9 protein-coding genes are annotated in these 17,188 nt (G+C 53.3%); 1 reads left to right on the forward strand and 8 read right to left on the reverse strand.

The window, feature by feature from the left end; all coding sequences use genetic code 11:
* Window positions 1–17 precede the first annotated feature (17 nt).
* The 6 genes from EJQ19_RS02900 to galA form a co-directional block, all read right to left on the reverse strand.
* Window positions 18–1,835 (reverse strand): sensor histidine kinase, encoded by a 1,818-nt coding sequence (locus EJQ19_RS02900; protein WP_241242702.1) that lies wholly within the window; start codon window positions 1,833–1,835, stop codon window positions 18–20.
* Window positions 1,835–2,863, reverse strand: coding sequence for a response regulator (locus EJQ19_RS02905; protein WP_164716282.1), 1,029 nt, complete (start codon window positions 2,861–2,863; stop codon window positions 1,835–1,837). Before EJQ19_RS02905 ends, EJQ19_RS02900 begins: the two co-directional genes overlap by 1 nt.
* A gap of 29 nt (window positions 2,864–2,892) precedes the next feature.
* Window positions 2,893–3,246: a cupin domain-containing protein gene (locus EJQ19_RS02910; protein WP_126139700.1), complete on the reverse strand. Its 354-nt coding sequence runs from the start codon at window positions 3,244–3,246 to the stop codon at window positions 2,893–2,895.
* A gap of 104 nt (window positions 3,247–3,350) precedes the next feature.
* Window positions 3,351–5,732, reverse strand: a complete 2,382-nt coding sequence (locus EJQ19_RS02915) for a glycosyl hydrolase family 95 catalytic domain-containing protein (RefSeq protein ID WP_126139701.1) — start codon at window positions 5,730–5,732, stop codon at window positions 3,351–3,353.
* Window positions 5,729–6,934: an alpha/beta hydrolase family protein gene (locus EJQ19_RS02920; RefSeq protein ID WP_126139702.1), complete on the reverse strand. Its 1,206-nt coding sequence runs from the start codon at window positions 6,932–6,934 to the stop codon at window positions 5,729–5,731. The genes EJQ19_RS02915 and EJQ19_RS02920 overlap by 4 nt, the downstream gene beginning before the upstream one ends.
* A complete protein-coding gene (gene galA, locus EJQ19_RS02925; RefSeq protein ID WP_126139703.1) occupies window positions 6,915–9,326 on the reverse strand; it encodes a beta-galactosidase GalA in 2,412 nt (803 codons plus the stop codon). The genes EJQ19_RS02920 and galA overlap by 20 nt, the downstream gene beginning before the upstream one ends.
* Window positions 9,327–9,463: 137 nt before the next feature.
* Here galA and EJQ19_RS02930 point away from each other — a divergent pair, with 137 nt between their 5' ends.
* Complete coding sequence (locus EJQ19_RS02930; RefSeq protein ID WP_126139704.1) at window positions 9,464–10,291, forward strand: helix-turn-helix transcriptional regulator; 828 nt, start codon at window positions 9,464–9,466, stop codon at window positions 10,289–10,291.
* Window positions 10,292–10,446: 155 nt separating this feature from the next.
* On the opposite strand, the gene EJQ19_RS02935 is transcribed toward EJQ19_RS02930, so the two are convergent.
* Both EJQ19_RS02935 and EJQ19_RS02940 read right to left on the reverse strand, forming a co-directional pair.
* On the reverse strand, window positions 10,447–13,578 hold the full coding sequence (locus EJQ19_RS02935) for an S-layer homology domain-containing protein (protein WP_126139705.1): 3,132 nt from the start codon (window positions 13,576–13,578) through the stop codon (window positions 10,447–10,449).
* 14 nt (window positions 13,579–13,592) lie between these two features.
* Window positions 13,593–17,165, reverse strand: a complete 3,573-nt coding sequence (locus EJQ19_RS02940) for a hypothetical protein (RefSeq protein ID WP_126139706.1) — start codon at window positions 17,163–17,165, stop codon at window positions 13,593–13,595.
* Between the last annotated feature and the right edge of the window lie 23 nt (window positions 17,166–17,188).

Consider the following 17,188-nt stretch of genomic DNA (forward strand, 5'->3'; position numbering starts at 1 on the left):
TTTATGGACGTAGTGGCCTAATTTATGGTGGCATCCGGCAAACGCCGGCTGCTGTGGCTCGGCATGAGCAGCGTCAACACCGTGCCCGTGCCTGATGCTTGATTTGCGATGGAAAGTCCGTACGCTGCGCCAAATACGATTTGGATGCGGCTGTGAACGTTCGCGAGCCCGATCCCGCCTTCCCGCTCCGTGCGCCCTGTGAGCGGCGTCTGGGTCTGTGCCGCCAGCTTCGCCTGAAGCTCGCGGAGCCGTTCTTCGGGGATGCCGACACCGTTGTCCATCACCTTGACGATAAAATCGTCCCCATCCAGCATCGCCTCGATGCGAATGACATGATGGCTTTCAATGCCGTCCGGGAACGCATGCTTGAATGAATTCTCAACGAGCGGCTGAAGGGTCAGCCGGACCATCTTGCTGAGCAGCAGCTCCGGCGGAATCTGAACGTCGATTTCAAACTGATGCCCCAGCCGGTACTGCATGATGTTCATGAAATGCATGACATGCTTCAGCTCGTTGGCGACAGTAATTTCCTCTAAGTCAGCCCTGACCGAATAACGGAGCATGTACGAAAGCGACCGGACAATCTCTTTAATCTCCGGCGAATCCTGTACGACGGCATAGCACACCACCGTTTCCAGCGTGTTATACAAGAAATGCGGATTGATTTGCAGCTGCAGCGCCTGAAATTCGGCCGCCTGCCTTTTCAGCAGATATTCCTTATTCTTCAGCTCCTCAGCATAGACTTGCTCCATCAGCTCTTGCAGCCGGGACACCATCATGTTGTAGCTGAAAATGAGATGGTCCATTTCGTTGGACTTGCCGCTGATCTCCACATGCGTCCAATCGCCCTTCTCCGTTCTGCGCATCCCGTTCACAAGCATGCGAATCGGCCGAATAATCGACTGTCCGAAGCGGTAAGCGACGATTGTCGCGATGAGAAGCGCGATCGCACAAGTCACAATGGTCGTCCTGCGAATATTCAGTACGGGTGCTCTCAACTCGTCGAGCGGCATCGAAGCAACCAATGTCCAGCCCGAATAATCGGATCGGCGGTTGAAATGCACCCTTTCTACCCCGTCTTTGTAGGTGAAAATATGGTTCTGGTTTTCCTTGAGCTTCGTAAGCAGCTGCGCATCCAGATGCTCGCCGATCATCTCCGCTTTTGGATGATACACGATTTTGCCATTGTCGTTTACGATGTAGAAATACCCGGTTTCGCCTAGTCGGATGCCTTCCCAAAGCGACTTGAGCTCTTCGATGTTCACTTCAATCCCGAGAATGCCTTTATAGATCTTGGATGTCTGTCGATCGGAAATTTTACGCGTCAGCGCGAGCTTTCCGTCCATGAAGCTCCAATCCATGATCGTTAATTTACCGTCGTTGTTCGTAATCGTTTTCAACCGCTCCAAATTGTCCTGCAGCAGCGTTTGGCTGAACTCTGTCGCTTCTACGTCATGTTCATAAATGCTTAATCCGTTATAGCCGATTAAATAGACGAGACTAATTGCCGGATTGTTAATGAACAGAGGCTGTATGACTTTCTCTTTAATCGGTCGGTTCAATAAAAAATAGGAAACAAAGTCGGATTTGTCCAAGTTCAGCAAATCCTTGACACTCGACGAAGTCAGCATCGTCAAGCTCGCCCGATCATAGGTTTTCAAATACATATCCGTGTGATTCATGGCATTATCGACAATCTGCGTGAGCAAATCCTTCGTTTGCTTGTCCACCTCATTCGACGATTGCTGGTACAGCCCTACGCCGACGATGGTGGCAGAAATGACAATGACAATGACAAAGTACAAGAGAATTCTAGCCGCTAGACTTGCTCGCATTATTTAATCCCCAGCATGCTGCGATATTCGGTCGGCGAGCAGCCGGTTACTTTTTTGAAAATTTTGGTGAAATACGGATAGTTTTGATAACCAATCGTTACCCCGACGTCGACTACCTTGTAATGGGGCATTTCCAGCAGCCGTTTCGCCAGTTCAATCCGCTTGTGCATGCGGTACTGAACGAAGGTTTGATTCGTCATTTTTTTGAAAATATAGCTAAAATACGTCGGCGCGAGGCCCATTTTGTCCGCGACTTCCTCCAGGCTCAGCTCCTCGGAGATGTGCTCGTCGATATACGACTTCGCCTCTTCGAACAAGCTCTTCTGGTTTCCCCCGCGCCATTGAAATAACTGATTGTACAAGCTGAACAACTCTGTCTGCAAATACTGGCTTGCACAAGCAATTGTGTTGAATTGTTCCGGAGATACGTTCGCCGTGAAGGTTGCAAACCCGTGATTATTCAGCTTCTTGACCAAAATTTTCATCCCGTCTGTCAACACGCGCTCCCATTGATCGACCTGGCTCCCCTCGGTCATTTCCTCCTGGATCCAGGACTGAAGAAGCCCGGCAAGCGTTTCAAAATTCGCCGTCATAATCGCAGCCTCTACGCGTTCAAGCCATTCTTCCATTTTATAAAAAGAAAACGGCGCTTGGACGTCTTGCTGAACCAGCAATTTGTTCAATACCGGGTACAGCTCGTGCTCAGTGACCGGCTTGAGCAAATACTCTTTCACACCGTAGGTCAAGCATTTCTGGGCATAGGCAAAATCATCGTAGCCGGAGATGACGACAATGGGAATATTCACCTTCATCTCGTGAATCTGTTTACACAAAGCGAGGCCATCCATCTTAGGCATCCGAATGTCCGTGAGCATAATATCCGGACGCTGCCTGGCGATCTGCTCTAACGCTTCTACGCCGTTGGCGGCGACGCCCGCCCGGAAGTCAGGGTTGCATTGCCGAACCAGCTTGGCGATACCCATCCGAACCATCGGTTCGTCATCCACGATTAAAATTTGTTTGATCATCGCGACACTCCTTATCTCGTGGAAACTCATTATGCTTGAAGCGCAGCTTCAAAAATGAGAAGCTTTAACACGTCATCGCTATGATTGTAAAGACCATGGCTGCCGAATGGCTTGTTCAGCACCATATCGCCCGATCCTACTTCTCGAATCTCGCCGTCCACGGTCATCTGCCCGCGGCCGGACAGGATAATGTACATTTCTTCATCCGCTTTGTGCGTATGAACGCCGATTGACGCGCCTGGAGGAATTTCGACATAATACAAAAAACGCAAAGGAGAGGCGAAATCTTCCTTGGCGTACAGTTTGGCGCTCCGGATCAGCCCCAATCCCCGGTGGCTCGTCTCCGTCAACATTGCGGCTTGTTCAAAATTGCGTACATCCATCGCTGCATCCCCCTTCACGAATAAAGCGCTTGCTCAAGACAGTTGTATGAATTCTCCATGACGACCTGCGGTTCCTGCCCGGATACCGTGTGCACCCCTTGCTTTTACTTCTCGTCAGTCCGTTGAGCGATACGAATCTGCAAATGCATCTCCTCTTCCGTGATGACAACCTGTTCCAACTTGCGCGAAAAGGGAAGCTCGCCTCCAACGAGGGCAACAGCCTCGTGAGGTAAAAAAAGGCTTATCCGCTGCTTCCCCGTGAATGAACGCAGGATGACATCTAGCGTGCCTTCCTCTGCATCCCAGGCTAACGTGCAGGCGATGCCGCCGCGGGCAAGCATCGGTCCCGCACTGCCGGAACGCCATCTCGCCGGCCGTGCAGGCATCAGGTGAAGCTCCCCCGGCACCGAGAACAGCAGCATCTCCTGAATGGCCGATGTCCACCCCATATTGGCGTCCAGTTGGACAGGAGCCCAAGACATGCCGACCCCGATCCCCATGCTGCGCCAGTCATTATGCAGGGTCATCAGGTTGTTCATCACACAGGAACGGCTCAAGATGTCCAAACAGTCCAGCGCCGCATCTCCTTGCCCCATGCGGGCATAGTTATTCGCCATATGGGCAAGGGACCAGCCGGTCTGTTCTTTCAAGCCCAAGCCCAAGCGCTTTTGGATGGAGGTCACAAACGCCTGGAAAAGGCGAGGATCGCTTGACCGGGTAATTTCGGTTCCCGGAAACACAGGATACACATGCGATTGATGGCGGTGCTGATCGTTCTCCGTAAAGAAGGGATGCATCCATTCCCGAACGGCACCGTCCTCCGTCAGCTCGTAGGGAGGGATCCGCTCCAGCATCGTCCGCCATTTGGGAATTTCCTCAGAATACAAGCCTGCAAGCTCCGCGCCTTCAATCAGATGCGTCAGCAGTTCCTTCGCAATGGCAAAATCCATCGTGGCATTGAGCGTCGTGCCCATCGACGATTGAGGTCCCTTCCAGTAGTTGGCAGGCGTGTTCTCAGGTGAATTGGAAGGAGCGCTGAGATAATAGCCGCGATCATCCAGCGTAAAAAAATCTTCGTAAAACAGCGCAGCCTCACGCATGAAAGGCAGTGCGCGTGATTTTAAAAATTGCAGATCTCCCGTATAGAGGTAGTAATCGTAATAATGCTGGGCAACCCAGCCCGCGCCACCGGTCCAATGAATGATATGGGGTGACAGATGCTTCAAGATGCCGAAGCCAGGCACGGTCGGGGCAGGAATAAAGATGCCTCTGCAGCCGTACAGTTGCTTGGCGTTGAGCCTAAAGTCGTCCATCAGCCGCTCCATATACTGGAATACCGCGAGCAGCAGCTCCGGCATGTTGCCGGACAGCGCCTGCCAGTACATCATTTGCAGGTTTTCATTCACCATATGGAACGCCCACATCGCATCGTAATCGCCGCACCATAAGCCGTACAAATGACAGGGCTGGCCATTGGCGCGCGAGCTGGAAATCAACAAATACCGGCCGAACGCCCACATCTTCTCGACGAGCGCTGCCGGCGCTTCCCCGCGATATGCTTGCATCAGCAGCGCTTCGTTCGACAGCTCGCGACCCTCCGCCCGGAGATCAAAGCTCATAGCATGAAAGAGGCGTCCATGCTCGAGCGAATGCTCAGCAAGGAGCCCGTCATAATCGGCTGGGATCTCCTCAAGCTCGGCGCTCATCCTCGCCCACTCCGTCTCCCGGTCGCCTGCCGCAAACAGCTTGATCAGCACCAGAACGGAATCCGCTTCTGTGACAGCTAACCCCTCCGCCGTTGCAGCGGAATGCCCGCCGCGGACGATGACGCGCGCGATAGCGCCGAAATCGCATCCATCCGGCTTGCGGGCCGCGTATAGGATTGTATCGGAGGTGCAGCGCATCTCCTCGTGGTCAGGAAATGTCAAAGCCGGGTTCCGGCAATCGCTGCGGTCATGCAGCTGCAGCCAAAGCTTGGCATCGATACGTTGAGGCCCCTTGCAACGAATTTCCGCTACAATTGTATCCGCCGTTCGGGAGACGAACAGCTTCCGCTCAAAGCTCGTATCCCCGTCCGTCCAACTCACGGTGACTTCGCCGGTTTCCATCTGCAGCGTGCGCTCGTAGGCTTTGAACGCTCGCCGCAGCGGCATGACGATCTTGAAATCGCCAATTGGCAGCGGGCTGTCCAGCTTAGCCCGGTAGCCCTGATCCTTTAACGCTTGCGAAAGTAGTGGATGCGCTTCCAGCACACGATTTTCTTGCATTAACCGCCGGACCTCGGGCAGCAGGCCGCTAACATCCGGAAGCGGCGATGCTTCCCCACCCCACCAGGCATCCTCGTGATTCAGTAAGACGGTCTCTTCCTGAACGCCGCCGTACACGGCTGCGCCGATCCTGCCATTGCCGGAAGGCAGCGCTTCGCGCCACTTCGACCGCCACCATGCCGCAGGATAGTGCATGGTGATCCTATTTTTGCTTGTCATCGTCCCATCTCCTCTCCTGAACAGGATGATTGAACAGCATCTGTCAGTTGGATTGGTGTACTGATGAGACTGCCCGCCGCATCGGTTACTTGGATGAAAAAAGCAACAGCTTGCAAAGGAATCTCCGCTTGCAAACGCTGACCCGCCAGTTGAACGTCTTGTACAAGCCATTCCACCTGGAACCAATCCGTCACATCCTCCGCGTAGCGCAGCTCCGCCCGCTCTAGTGGAAGCTCGCTGACCACAGACACGCTTATTTGATTTCCCGTCCGCTCAATAACTTCAATACGTGGAAGCGGCTGACCCGCTCGGGCAATTTGATCGGCAAACCGATATATTTCAAGCGGCTTCCAGCCCGCCGAGTGCGAATGACCGAGATTGAATTGGACACTTAATACCGAGTGTTCGCTATGTCGTGAAGCTTCGTACGATTTGCTGAACAGATGCAGCGGAAAATGGGGATCATGGCTCCAATTCACCCACAACATCGGAAGGTCGGCTTGTTTGAAATAGGCGGAAGGATCCCAGAGCTGTTTCAGCTGCTCGGCAGTATTCAGCGGCATAGTGGCAAATGCTTGCCCATACTGGTTGCTGGCCTCATAGAGATACCCGCAGCCATAGACAGGGATCGCGAATGCCAATCGGCGGTCAAGCCCCGCGATTGCGCTGGTTACAATCCCGCCCCACGAGATGCCGTGAACGCCAACGGCATCCGGGTTCACATGCGGGAATGAACGCAGCACCGAATGAGCCAGGGTCACATTGGCGATGGCGTGGTACATCCATTGGTCTTCGAGCGGCAGCGCATAGTCAGCGAATACGCCTTCTCGGGAAGGACCGCCCCAGCGATGCCGCGGCCACTGGCCGTCACTTGTTTTCTCCGTTGGGAGATGACCCTCCAGATCCATGGCGATGGCGGCGTATCCTTTATCCGCCCACAGCTGTACCCATTCTTTGAATGCGGTCCCACCGCCGCCATGTACGAGAACGATTCCCGGTACCTTCTCATCTTCTGATGTAACCGGGAGAGCATAATAGGCGAAAACCCGTGTCGTTTTTCCCTGATAAGGAAGCCCTTCATAATACATCGCCTGCACCCCGCCAAGGCTAAGCTCCGGCACCGGGTAGATGCGCGGCTCTTGGGCAAGCAGCGTAAAATCCCAGGGAAGCTCGCGTGTGCGATTATAATTGCGATTGGTCATTCGAATTCCCTCCCTCAATGTGCCCACATGACAACGTGATGCTCTCTGTTTGCAACCCAGGTGAGACGCCGGATAGAGTAAGTTCACCGTGGGTTACACCCGCTTGCACAATAACTAGACAATGGCCGTTGAACGCCCTTCTGCGGCGGCCTTTGTCCGATTCATGACTGCTTGGATTCCCGTTGCCGACGCCAAGGATCACCCCATCGCCTTCCAAGGTAAACACAACCTCATTGTCAGCGGTTGGTACGACACGCCCTTCCTCGTCCACGATCGATACACGGACAAGCGCGACATCGGTCCCGTCCGCCAGCAGCTCAGTGCGATCCGCCTCCAGACTAATCCTCGCAGGTGCGCCTGTGGTTCCCACGCGTTTCACGGCATGAACCCGGCCCGCCTTATACGCGGTCGCCACCAATTCACCTGGCATATAGGGAATATGCCAAACCAGATGCCCGGCTTTGATCATCGGCTGGATGCCTAAGCTGCGGCCGTTCAAGGCAAGTTCAATCTCATCCCCGTTCGAATAAACCCAGACCTCAATCGGTTCGCCCTGTCGGTCAGTCCAATTCCAATGCGGCAGGATATGAATCATCGGCTCGTCGGTCCAGACGGATTTGATGTAATAATACACATCCTTCGGAAAGCCGCACATATCCATGATGCCAAAATGCGAATTAATGCACGGCCAACGGTAAGGCGTCGGCTCGCCTCGATAATCGAATCCTGTCCAGAGGAAAATACCGGTTAAAAAAGGATTCGTCAAAAGTTCATTCCAAGCCTGCTCCACGGTGCAAGACCAGGAAGGCATGTAGACGCCTTCGTAAGCCGGGCAATAGCCGCGATCCGTGTCCGTTTCATAGATGCCTCGGGTGGTCGTACTGCTCGCGCTCTCGCTTCCGATCATGATGCGGGAAGCATATGCCCGGTGATCGCGAATATCCTGCTGATGGCGCTGGCCATAGTTATATCCCACCACATCGACTTGTTCACTGTAGGTACCAGTGTTCCAGCCATGGTTCATCGCGGCCAGCGTCGGCCGAGTCGGATCAAGATGCCGCGTTACATTATGCTGCGTACGCAATATCCGAGCCCCCATGCGTGTGCCTTCCAGAATCTCCTCGTTTTCCATGCACCAGAGGATAATCGAGGGATGGTTGCGGTCCCGCAGAATCATGCTCGTCAGATCGGCGATGCCGCCTGGCGAGCTGTCCAGCTTGCGATTCTCGTCGATGACCATGATGCCCATGCGATCGCACAGCTCCAGTAGCTCAGGCGTCGGCGGATGATGCGCGCTGCGGTAAGCGTTGCAGCCCATCTCTTTCAGCAGCTCCAGCCTGTAGGCGATCACGCGATCCGGCAGCGCGACGCCAACGCCGGCAAAATCCTGATGATTGCAAGTCCCCTTTAGCACAGTGGGCTCCCCATTCAGTAGAAAGCCATTTCTCGTAAACGCGATGCTGCGAATGCCGAATGTCGTCGTATAACGGTCGATTAGCTCGCCTTCCACGAGGATCTCAGAAATGAGTGTATACAAGGCCGGTGAGTCCGGAGACCATCTTTGCGGCATTGGAACTTCAAGAATTTGCTCCATTTCACATTCATCCAGTATAGCTGCCGTGGCGTAATCGGAAACGGCCGCGACGAATTGACCCTCCGGATCAACAATTGTAGAGATCAGCTGATACGTCTGTGTCTCTTCACCCTCCTGCTGCACAACGGTACGGATGGCAACCTGTGCGGATGCTTCCGTCACCAGCGGCGTCGTCACATACGTCCCCCAGTGTCCGATGTGCAGCGGGTTCGTTGTCTGAAGCCACACATGCCGATAGATGCCCCCGCCTTCGTACCACCAGCCTTCGCAGCGGCTTGCATCCACTTTCACAACAATTATATTGCTGCCCTCATCGCCATAACGAAGAACATCTGACAGATCGTAATAAAAGCTCGTATAACCGCTTGCGTTGGTACCCACCAAATGCCCATTCACCCAGACGGTCGATACCCCCATCACCCCGTCAAAATGGAGCGTAATTCGCTTCCCCTCATCCTCAAAAGGCACGTTGAACATTTTCCGATAAACACCGATGCCAGTCGGCAAATAGCCATGACTACCCGGTCGGCTGCCCAGATTCGGGTCATTGACGAAGCTTCCTTCGACGACCCAATCATGAGGAAGGGACACTTTTCGCCAATCCTTTGGAACCGCCGCGTCCGCAGTTTCCGCATCAACATAGGCAATGTTCAGCCATTCGCCTTCTTCCTGCTTGCCGCAGTCCGTGATGCCACCTGTCATGCCTGCTTTCACCGCGTATTTGACCGGGATATCCCCCTGATGAAAATACCAGTTTGCATCAAACCGCTCTTTGCTTCTGCCCTGCAGATTCTTCATGAAGCCGCCTCTTCCCTGGAAGATGATAACAAAATATAAGTATATTAAACATTATATTTTCAACGTTAACCTTCAACAATCAGAGGATATTTATGTTAATATAAAAATATTAACATTAATTTTGCGAGGCGATCCGATTGAAGCCACTATTCTGGAATGTCATGACCGACATTGACTTTCGCTTACCGCTTCATCTGCTCTCCACTGGCTATTGGCCGCATCAGCCCCACGTGGAACGCAAAGACGGCTATAGAGCTTTTCAATGGCTGCAATGCACGGATGGCCAGGGAATTCTTGAGATGGAAGGTACGTCTTACACCGTAAGCAAAGGACAAGGCATGCTGCTGTACCCCGGTGTTCCTCACCGGTACACCCCGGAACAGGCTCCGTGGACAATCTATTGGGTCGAATTTAGTGGACATCTGGCGCCATCAATGCTGCAGTCCTTTCACTTCCATAGCTCGACGGTTCTTTATCTTACAAAACCAGAGCTCTTGCTTTCGCGCATGCATGAGCTGAATCGGCTGTTTCCCGTGCGCTCGCCGGGCACTGCTTATGAAAGCTCACAACTGCTCTATGGACTGTTGGTGGAGCTGTTCCGCTTCAGCTCCACGACTGAGCTGCGCTCTAATCGAGAGCCTTATGAACAGTTGGCACCAGTTCTCGCTTATATCGAGCAGCACTTTAACGAGCCAATCTCGCTGCAAGACCTGGCGGACTGCTTGTCCGTCACACCGCATTATCTTTGCGTCCTCTTTCAGCAGACGTTCGGCACCCGGCCGTTTGAATACATGAACCGCTACCGCATCCATCGCGCGAAGCTGCTGCTTCAGCAGGCACCGGAGCAGAAAATTCAGACGATTACCAAGCAGGTTGGCTTTGAAAGTCCGAGCTATTTCATTAAGGTATTTAAGCAGCTCGAAGGCATGACGCCAAATGCATTTCGCCGATTATACGTCACGTGAACCTTTCCGCCCCTGATCCTCGTTCCACCATGCAGGCTACCTCCAAAAAAACAAGTCCATACCGCCTTCACTCACGGTTTGGACTTGATGTTTTAGAACGATTAACCCAATATGCTTTCCCTGACTATTTTCATGTAACAAAAAAACGATATCGGCTATTTATTTTTTAGCAGATTAAATCTGTCCATCACTCTCGCTAAAATCACGGCGATTTCTGCACGAGACGCCGTCCCTTGCGGATTAAGGTCGACACCATCGCCTTCCACCAGCCCAAGTTCGATCATAAAAGCCATACTGGTTCTGGCATATGGAGCGACTAGCTGCGCATCCTTAAACTTGAGCAATACCGTTTCATTTCCTTGCACGTTGAGCGGTTGGGAGGCTTGAAGCGCCCGAACAATCAGAACAATCAGATCCTGCCTGCTAATCGCTTGCTCCGGCAGGGCGATATTCTCGCCTGTTCCGTTCACGATGCCCAACGCCTTTGCAACCCCCATAGGTTGATAATAGTAATCATCAGGAGCAACATCTTTAAAATTCTCTTTAAGATCAGCCTTAATCCCTAGCGCGCGTACAATCAAAGTAATGATATCCGCTCTTGATGCCGTTTTGCCAGGCTCAAACGTCGTAGGCGAAGTGCCTTGGATAATCCCTTTCGCCGTTAATGTCTCAATCGCTTTGGATGCCCAGTTATAGCTCGGCGTGACATCCTTGAACGGCGTTACGACCGGCTCCTTCGGCTGAGAGGGAACGGAGGGATTCGGCTTCTCTTCCTTCGGTGGGGTAGCCGGAACACCCGCTGGTGGAGTAGACGGCGTATCTTCCGATAACGTGCGGACCGTTACGCTTGGCCCATCCGTCGTCCAGTTGTCCTCGGCATCTCCTGCCTGTACGCTGAAGGTGTAGGAGGTCCCTTCTTGCAGCTCTGTAACTGTGTAGCTTCTTGCGGAGCCATCGACGGTCGCAATCAAGCTGCTGCCATTATATATGCGATACTGCGTGACACCGACTTCATCTGTCGCCTCCGTCCAGGTTAGACTAGCTCCGTGATAACCGACTTGATCGGCCGTTACCTGCCGATTCGCTGGCCATGCGGGAGGGATGATGTCCACTTTCGTTCCCGCGAGGATTGAGCTAGGAATCACTTGAATGACCTGATCTTGATTCAATATGGCGACATGCATGTCCTGGACGCGAAATTGAACAGTTGCGCCAGGATGTTGCACCTGAAACTCCAGCGTGGCGATACCCGTGTGGCTGGAAGCGGAAGTTTCATCCGCGTTGCCAACTTTCGTAGCTAGGTAATCAACGATCCCAGCGCCTGTTGTCACCATACTTTGATAACCGGTTGGCTGATTTCCAAGCTCGTAAAGTGTATCGGTGGCTGTAACTTGACTCGTCGTCCCAATAAATAATTCCGGTCTCACATTGAGCAGCTGCAGTTCGTTTGGATCCCATTGCAATTGCGTTCGCACCGCATAGATGGGCCCCTGAACATCTTGACCGCTTACTGTGCCGGCGGCAACCTTAACTTGAATCGTTGAATCGTTATGACTGGTTCTCAGTGTAAAATCTTGGGAAGCCCCCTCGCCAACAACCGTAATTGTGACTGTTGCCATCGCCGATCCGTAGCCCACGATAACACGCGTAGTCCCGCTGCGCAGTGCAGTAACTTTCCCCGTGGCATCCACTTGTAAAATAGACGGGTCCTCCACTTGAAAAGTAGATTGCGATGTTACGTCGATTTCGCTGCCGTCAGCGTTTAGGCGGCTGACGACGGTCGCATGCAATGCGCCGATGGCCAGCGAATACGCTGTTTGATCCAGCTTCAAAGAGGATACTCTGACAGGGAATGTAACAGATTGAGCGCCGTATGTAACGGTAATCACGGTGCTCCCTTGCGCTAACGCCACGACCTTCCCTTGCGCGTCCACGTCTGCGACTTCATGATTCGCGGATTGATAAGCGGCTAGCTGCGTGATGTCGTACGTTTGACCGTCCGAATATACCGCCTTCGTCACGCTCGCTGCTGACCCCCCAATGGATAAATCCATCCCACCGGAACCCGGGGAGACCAAGTTCAGATTTTGCAAAATCGGCAAAACCGTTATCGTCGAAGTAGCTGTTTTATCGCCATAGGTCGCTGTAAGCACAGACGTTCCATAATGAAGCGCCTGAATCAAACCGCTGCTGACGTCGACGTAAGCCACGGCAGGATTGCTGGAGACGAATACCGCACCAGGCAAACCATTCGCTTGAATTGGCCCGGAGGAATAGACTGCCGTTAAGACGGAGATGAGCTGCTGGCCCTCGTTTAACAAGTAATCAGCTTGATCAAGCTGAACATCATTCAGCACATTTCCAGGCGTAACCGTCACTGTAGAAGTGGCGGTAAGGCCGCCGAACGACGCCGTAATAACGGCTGTTCCTAACGCATTTCCCTTAACGTTCCCACTGGCATCGACTGCAGCAATCGAAGAATTGGAAGAGCTGTACGTTACATTATCCGTAATGTCAACGCTGTGATCGCTGTACACCGCACTCACTTGCGACGCATGGGCGCTGTTGAGAGAAAGGTGATACGCGGATTCCATGCTGAGCGAATCCGGCAGCTGATCGACGAACAGATCATCGAATTGGATTGTTCCTTGCTGCGCTTTATCCATGGAGTAGCGAATCAGTGTCAATGTGTCTGTATTCGCCGTCGTATCCCTGAAAGAGAAGGCAGTCGCTTTTTTAACCCCATCGATGTACGCATCATATTTCTTTGTTACGGTATCCAGCACAAATTGTATGTTATACCATTTTCCCGCTTGAAATCCGGTTAGAATCGCGGAGCTGGAGCTCCCGTTGTATGCGTTAATATTGGCGCCGACTACGGACAAAGAGATCATGTTGTAGCTTGTGCCGGCACCGTACACATACGGGGCGGACTTAGTGCCAGTCGTTTCGTCTGTTTTCAAGCGATATCCGATGATGGCTTTGCCCGAAACGGAAAGATTTTTCCGATCCAGCGTAAGATTGCTCGTCGCGGTCGTTGTCGTTTTCTCGAGCCGCACGCTTTTATTCGCTGGATCGGCAGCATCCGCAACGACGCGGATGCTGCCATCCGGCGTAAGTGTCGGCGTCCAATTCGGCGCAGAAAAGTTGCCGACCGGCAGCGAGTTGAAGTTCTCATCTGTTCCGACGGTTGCAGCCGCAAAGGCTGTTCCCACGATCAAGCCAAATACGTTCAAGAATAAACTGCCTGCCAGCGTCATAGCCATATATTTCTGTTTTCGATTCACGCTGCTCACCTTCCTTATGGCTGATCGGTCAGCGGCCGCATGTAGAAGCCTAGCTGCCCAAGATCCGCCGTGTCGATTTGCCCGTCGCCGTTAAGGTCGTAGGCATAGGGGAACTGCTCCGGGTTGCCTCCACGCGTCTTGCCCATTTGGCTGCGAAGCGCTGCCAAATCGATACCGCCGATGGCGTGTCCGTCAATCAGCGCGGTTCTGCCTGCTTTGTCGATGAACAACGCATGACCATCGTGCAGCACAAGCTTCATGCCTTCATCTTCAATGGTCAAGGCACGGAGCACATCCGTCCGGTTCTCGTATTTAGCGACAGATTTGGACGTGAAGCCGGTTGCCCCGGCGTTCGGTTCAATTTTACTCACGAAATACACCCAATCGCCTTCCTTATACTCAGCCGCTATCGTACTATCCGTCACTTGAACAGTAATTTTGTCTGTGTTGGCAAACTGCACGATCGTGCCGTTATTCGCCGAAGATCGAACGTTAGTCGGATCCCAAAGCGCCTTTGAGTACAAATCGTCCATGATTTTACCCGGTGTCGTCACGAATCCAGCGCTTAGCGCGCCCTCATCTGCGATGGACAGCCAGGTTGGCTTGGTGGCGCCCCCTGCCGGCGCACTCTCCGCCTTCAGCATCGGAAAGCCTGTCACTCTGGAGGTGCCCGCCACAAAGGCCTGTGTGCTAACAGCACCGGCATCCTTCGCCAAGTCCAGAAGTGGCGTGCCGTCGATGCCATACAACCCGTTGATGCGCACTCGGTCAGGTTCAGTCGCTCCCGGCGCATAAGCGCGTTGCGGAACGGACATGTACGGCAGTCCGATCAGTTCGCCAAGTGATAAAAAACGCTGCGTTGAGCCGAATCGAACCGCGAGCACGTTGTAAAGCGAAGTGCCGTTAGTGATCGTGTATTGTTGCGTCATATTCACCCCGTTCGACGCTTTGCCGTCATCTTGCCGTACATAATAATTAGGCAGTGCCTGGTTAAGGGTGGTTTGCTTCACATCGTCGTACTGGCGGCTGCCGTCCGCCGCTTGCGCGTACCAGCCGTTAATCCGGTCAATCTTGGGGAATCCCGGTTTATCCGGATCGGCTATGCCTGTATCATACAAGCTCTCCATGAAATCCGTGCCGGAGACGGAAACGTTCAGCGGCTGCTTGTTGTCCGGCTTGAAGTAAGCCGAAACGCTTCCTTTTCGCAAACTGTTCATTTCCAGCTTCTGCGGCTGCGTGCGATCCCAAGGGTAGTGCGAAATCGTTTCGTACATCAACATCGGCCCATGAACGGCGAGATGCCCCAGATTCGCTGTATCTCCATACGTCAACGTCGGAGAAGAGAAGGATTTGATTAAAAAGCGCCCAAGATCAGCCTCCAGCGCGTGTCCCCAATAGGACAGACCCGAGAAATTCCCCATATTATAAGCGGAGCTGCCGCCTTCATTGTGGCGTGAACCTGCAAAAATCCACCCGTCCGCCGCCATTCTGACGTTAAAATAGCTGGCCATTTCCATGCCGTCTTGATATAGCAGATCCCTAAGATCGCGATAACCCGCATCATGGTCCGGCAATTCCTGCATAATGCCGGCCAAATCACTCAGAGAAACACCCGCATAACTGACATCGAAGCCATTCACTTCATAAAAAATGTTATAGCCGTCAATATTCTGACGAGCCGCTTTGCGCACACCACCTGTGGCCGGCGGCAAGTTCGTGCCCGCGAGTCCAATCGCATAGTAATCGCGAATCTCCTGCTTCAAGGCGTCATCCTGCGTAATATTCGCCATCTGAATGCCGCCGAGCAGCGCAACGAGCGTCTGGTTCATCGATTGCTGCGTGTTGAATTGCACGACGCGAGTAATCCATCTCCACATGGATAGCGCCTTCGCTTTGGCATCTGCAAGCTGATCGGTCGTAAACAAGCCTTCGCCATATTGGATGGCTGTCGCCAGATTGTGCAGGCCGAATGCGGTTGTCGGATAATCGGCCCCCGTCGTCGCCCCGCTGACAGCATAAGGCACATAGATCTCGCCGCTGTTTGCCATGCTCGGCATTAATTTATTTGCATTGGCGAGATTATCGATGGTCGTAACGCGATTTTTCAAATAAAAGGTGAGGCCGTCGCGTGTTCGCTTGGCAAGCTCATCATTTGTTTTCCCCGTGCGTGTCCAGTTGAACGCCAGCATACCGACGGTTCCCAAGCCGGCTTCCGTACTGCTCGCCTGTTGATCTACACCAATGTACGAAACATTGTCGAAGGTCACCGTTCCCACAGCACGATTGCTGCGCAATTCAATGCGCACATAATACACCGGATACGGCGTATCGAATACGCCAGAGATTGTCCCCCACTGCCCCTCCGTTGGAGCGCCATAAAAGCTGGTGCTGCCGATCGGCTGCTTATTCATATCGAGATAAACAAGCCGCGCTTCAACGCTGTGCGCATCTGCCGCGACAAAGCCCGCATCGGTTTTGTAGTTCACGTTAAAAATGCGATAGTCGCCGCCAAATTGGCGCGTCCCGTTCCCTGATGCCGATACCGTGTTGCTTAGCAATGCAACCGTTGAAGCGGAAGTTGAAGCGATGCGCCCCCCTTTGCCGCTGCTCCCGCCTGCCGCAGATACAGTCACTGCAGCCGCAGGTCCGATTTCCTGCACCGCTGTCCAGGAGGCTGAAGTTTCAAATCCGGCATTCGGCACAGCGGCCGTTCCTTTTGTAGCATACGGAATCTGATCACTGCCTGCCGACGTGTCGACACGCATGAGGCGAACGCCGTCCCACTGGACGCTGCCTTGCGTGCCATCAATGCCCGCTTGCACGAGAATGCTCGCCGGCTGGATGGATGGAACGGTCACGAGCCCGCGAATTTCCTGCCACCCCGTCAGGCCGCTCTTGCCCTGGAACACGTAGGGACTTCCCAATGGCTGTCCACTGCCGTCCAAGAACGTAACTTTGCCGTAGATCCCTTGCCCACCGGATGGGACGGATGCCTGTTCCGCTTGATAGAATGCGCTGAAAATCATCAAACTGCCGGGCGTTAGCGTGACATCTGCCGGAGCAGAATAATCGACCATCACATGCACCGGGTTGCTGATCTGCTGGACAAGGGCCGCACTCGCTGCCGACGAGGCCGACATATCCACATACCGCTTGCCCTCCAGCGCGGAAGTATAATCCGCCTGCCAGTTCACATTCACGCCGTTTGGCGTTCCGCTTAATCCATCTGTCGCTGTCCACCCCTCCGGCAGCACTGTGGTTCCTTGTTCAAAACCGTAATTCGCAACTATGTTGCCAGCCGTCAGATTGGTGCCGGAGACGTAAACTTTTTGCGGATAATTATCAAAACGTCCGTCCGGCTGCTGATTAGCAATCAGATTCTGCTGAAAGAAGTTCAGCATCGTTTCGCTTTTCGCCAGATCCGGATATACATTATCGACCCGATCGTAGTAAATCGGCGTATCCGGCGTCATTGGAGCCGGATCGGCCGCTAACACTGCCGGACCGCCAGCAGAAACAAGGAGCAAGGAAGCCAGCGCAAGCGACTTCCACCGGTTATTTCGAGCATGTTTAAACAAAAATTGCATAAATACCCTCCCTCACTCACTCA

This window comes from Paenibacillus whitsoniae (genome assembly GCF_003955665.1).
GTDB lineage: Bacteria > Bacillota > Bacilli > Paenibacillales > NBRC-103111 > Paenibacillus_E > Paenibacillus_E whitsoniae.

What these genes read in the sequence shown, in the direction of transcription:
- EJQ19_RS02900 (WP_241242702.1), bottom strand. Translation starts at nt 1,835, where the DNA reads ATGCGAGCAAGTCTAGCGGCTAGAATTCTCTTGTACTTTGTCATTGTC.
- EJQ19_RS02905 (WP_164716282.1), bottom strand. Translation starts at nt 2,863, where the DNA reads ATGATCAAACAAATTTTAATCGTGGATGACGAACCGATGGTTCGGATG.
- EJQ19_RS02910 (WP_126139700.1), bottom strand. Translation starts at nt 3,246, where the DNA reads ATGGATGTACGCAATTTTGAACAAGCCGCAATGTTGACGGAGACGAGC.
- EJQ19_RS02915 (WP_126139701.1), bottom strand. Translation starts at nt 5,732, where the DNA reads ATGACAAGCAAAAATAGGATCACCATGCACTATCCTGCGGCATGGTGG.
- EJQ19_RS02920 (WP_126139702.1), bottom strand. Translation starts at nt 6,934, where the DNA reads ATGACCAATCGCAATTATAATCGCACACGCGAGCTTCCCTGGGATTTT.
- galA (WP_126139703.1), bottom strand. Translation starts at nt 9,326, where the DNA reads ATGAAGAATCTGCAGGGCAGAAGCAAAGAGCGGTTTGATGCAAACTGG.
- EJQ19_RS02940 (WP_126139706.1), bottom strand. Translation starts at nt 17,165, where the DNA reads ATGCAATTTTTGTTTAAACATGCTCGAAATAACCGGTGGAAGTCGCTT.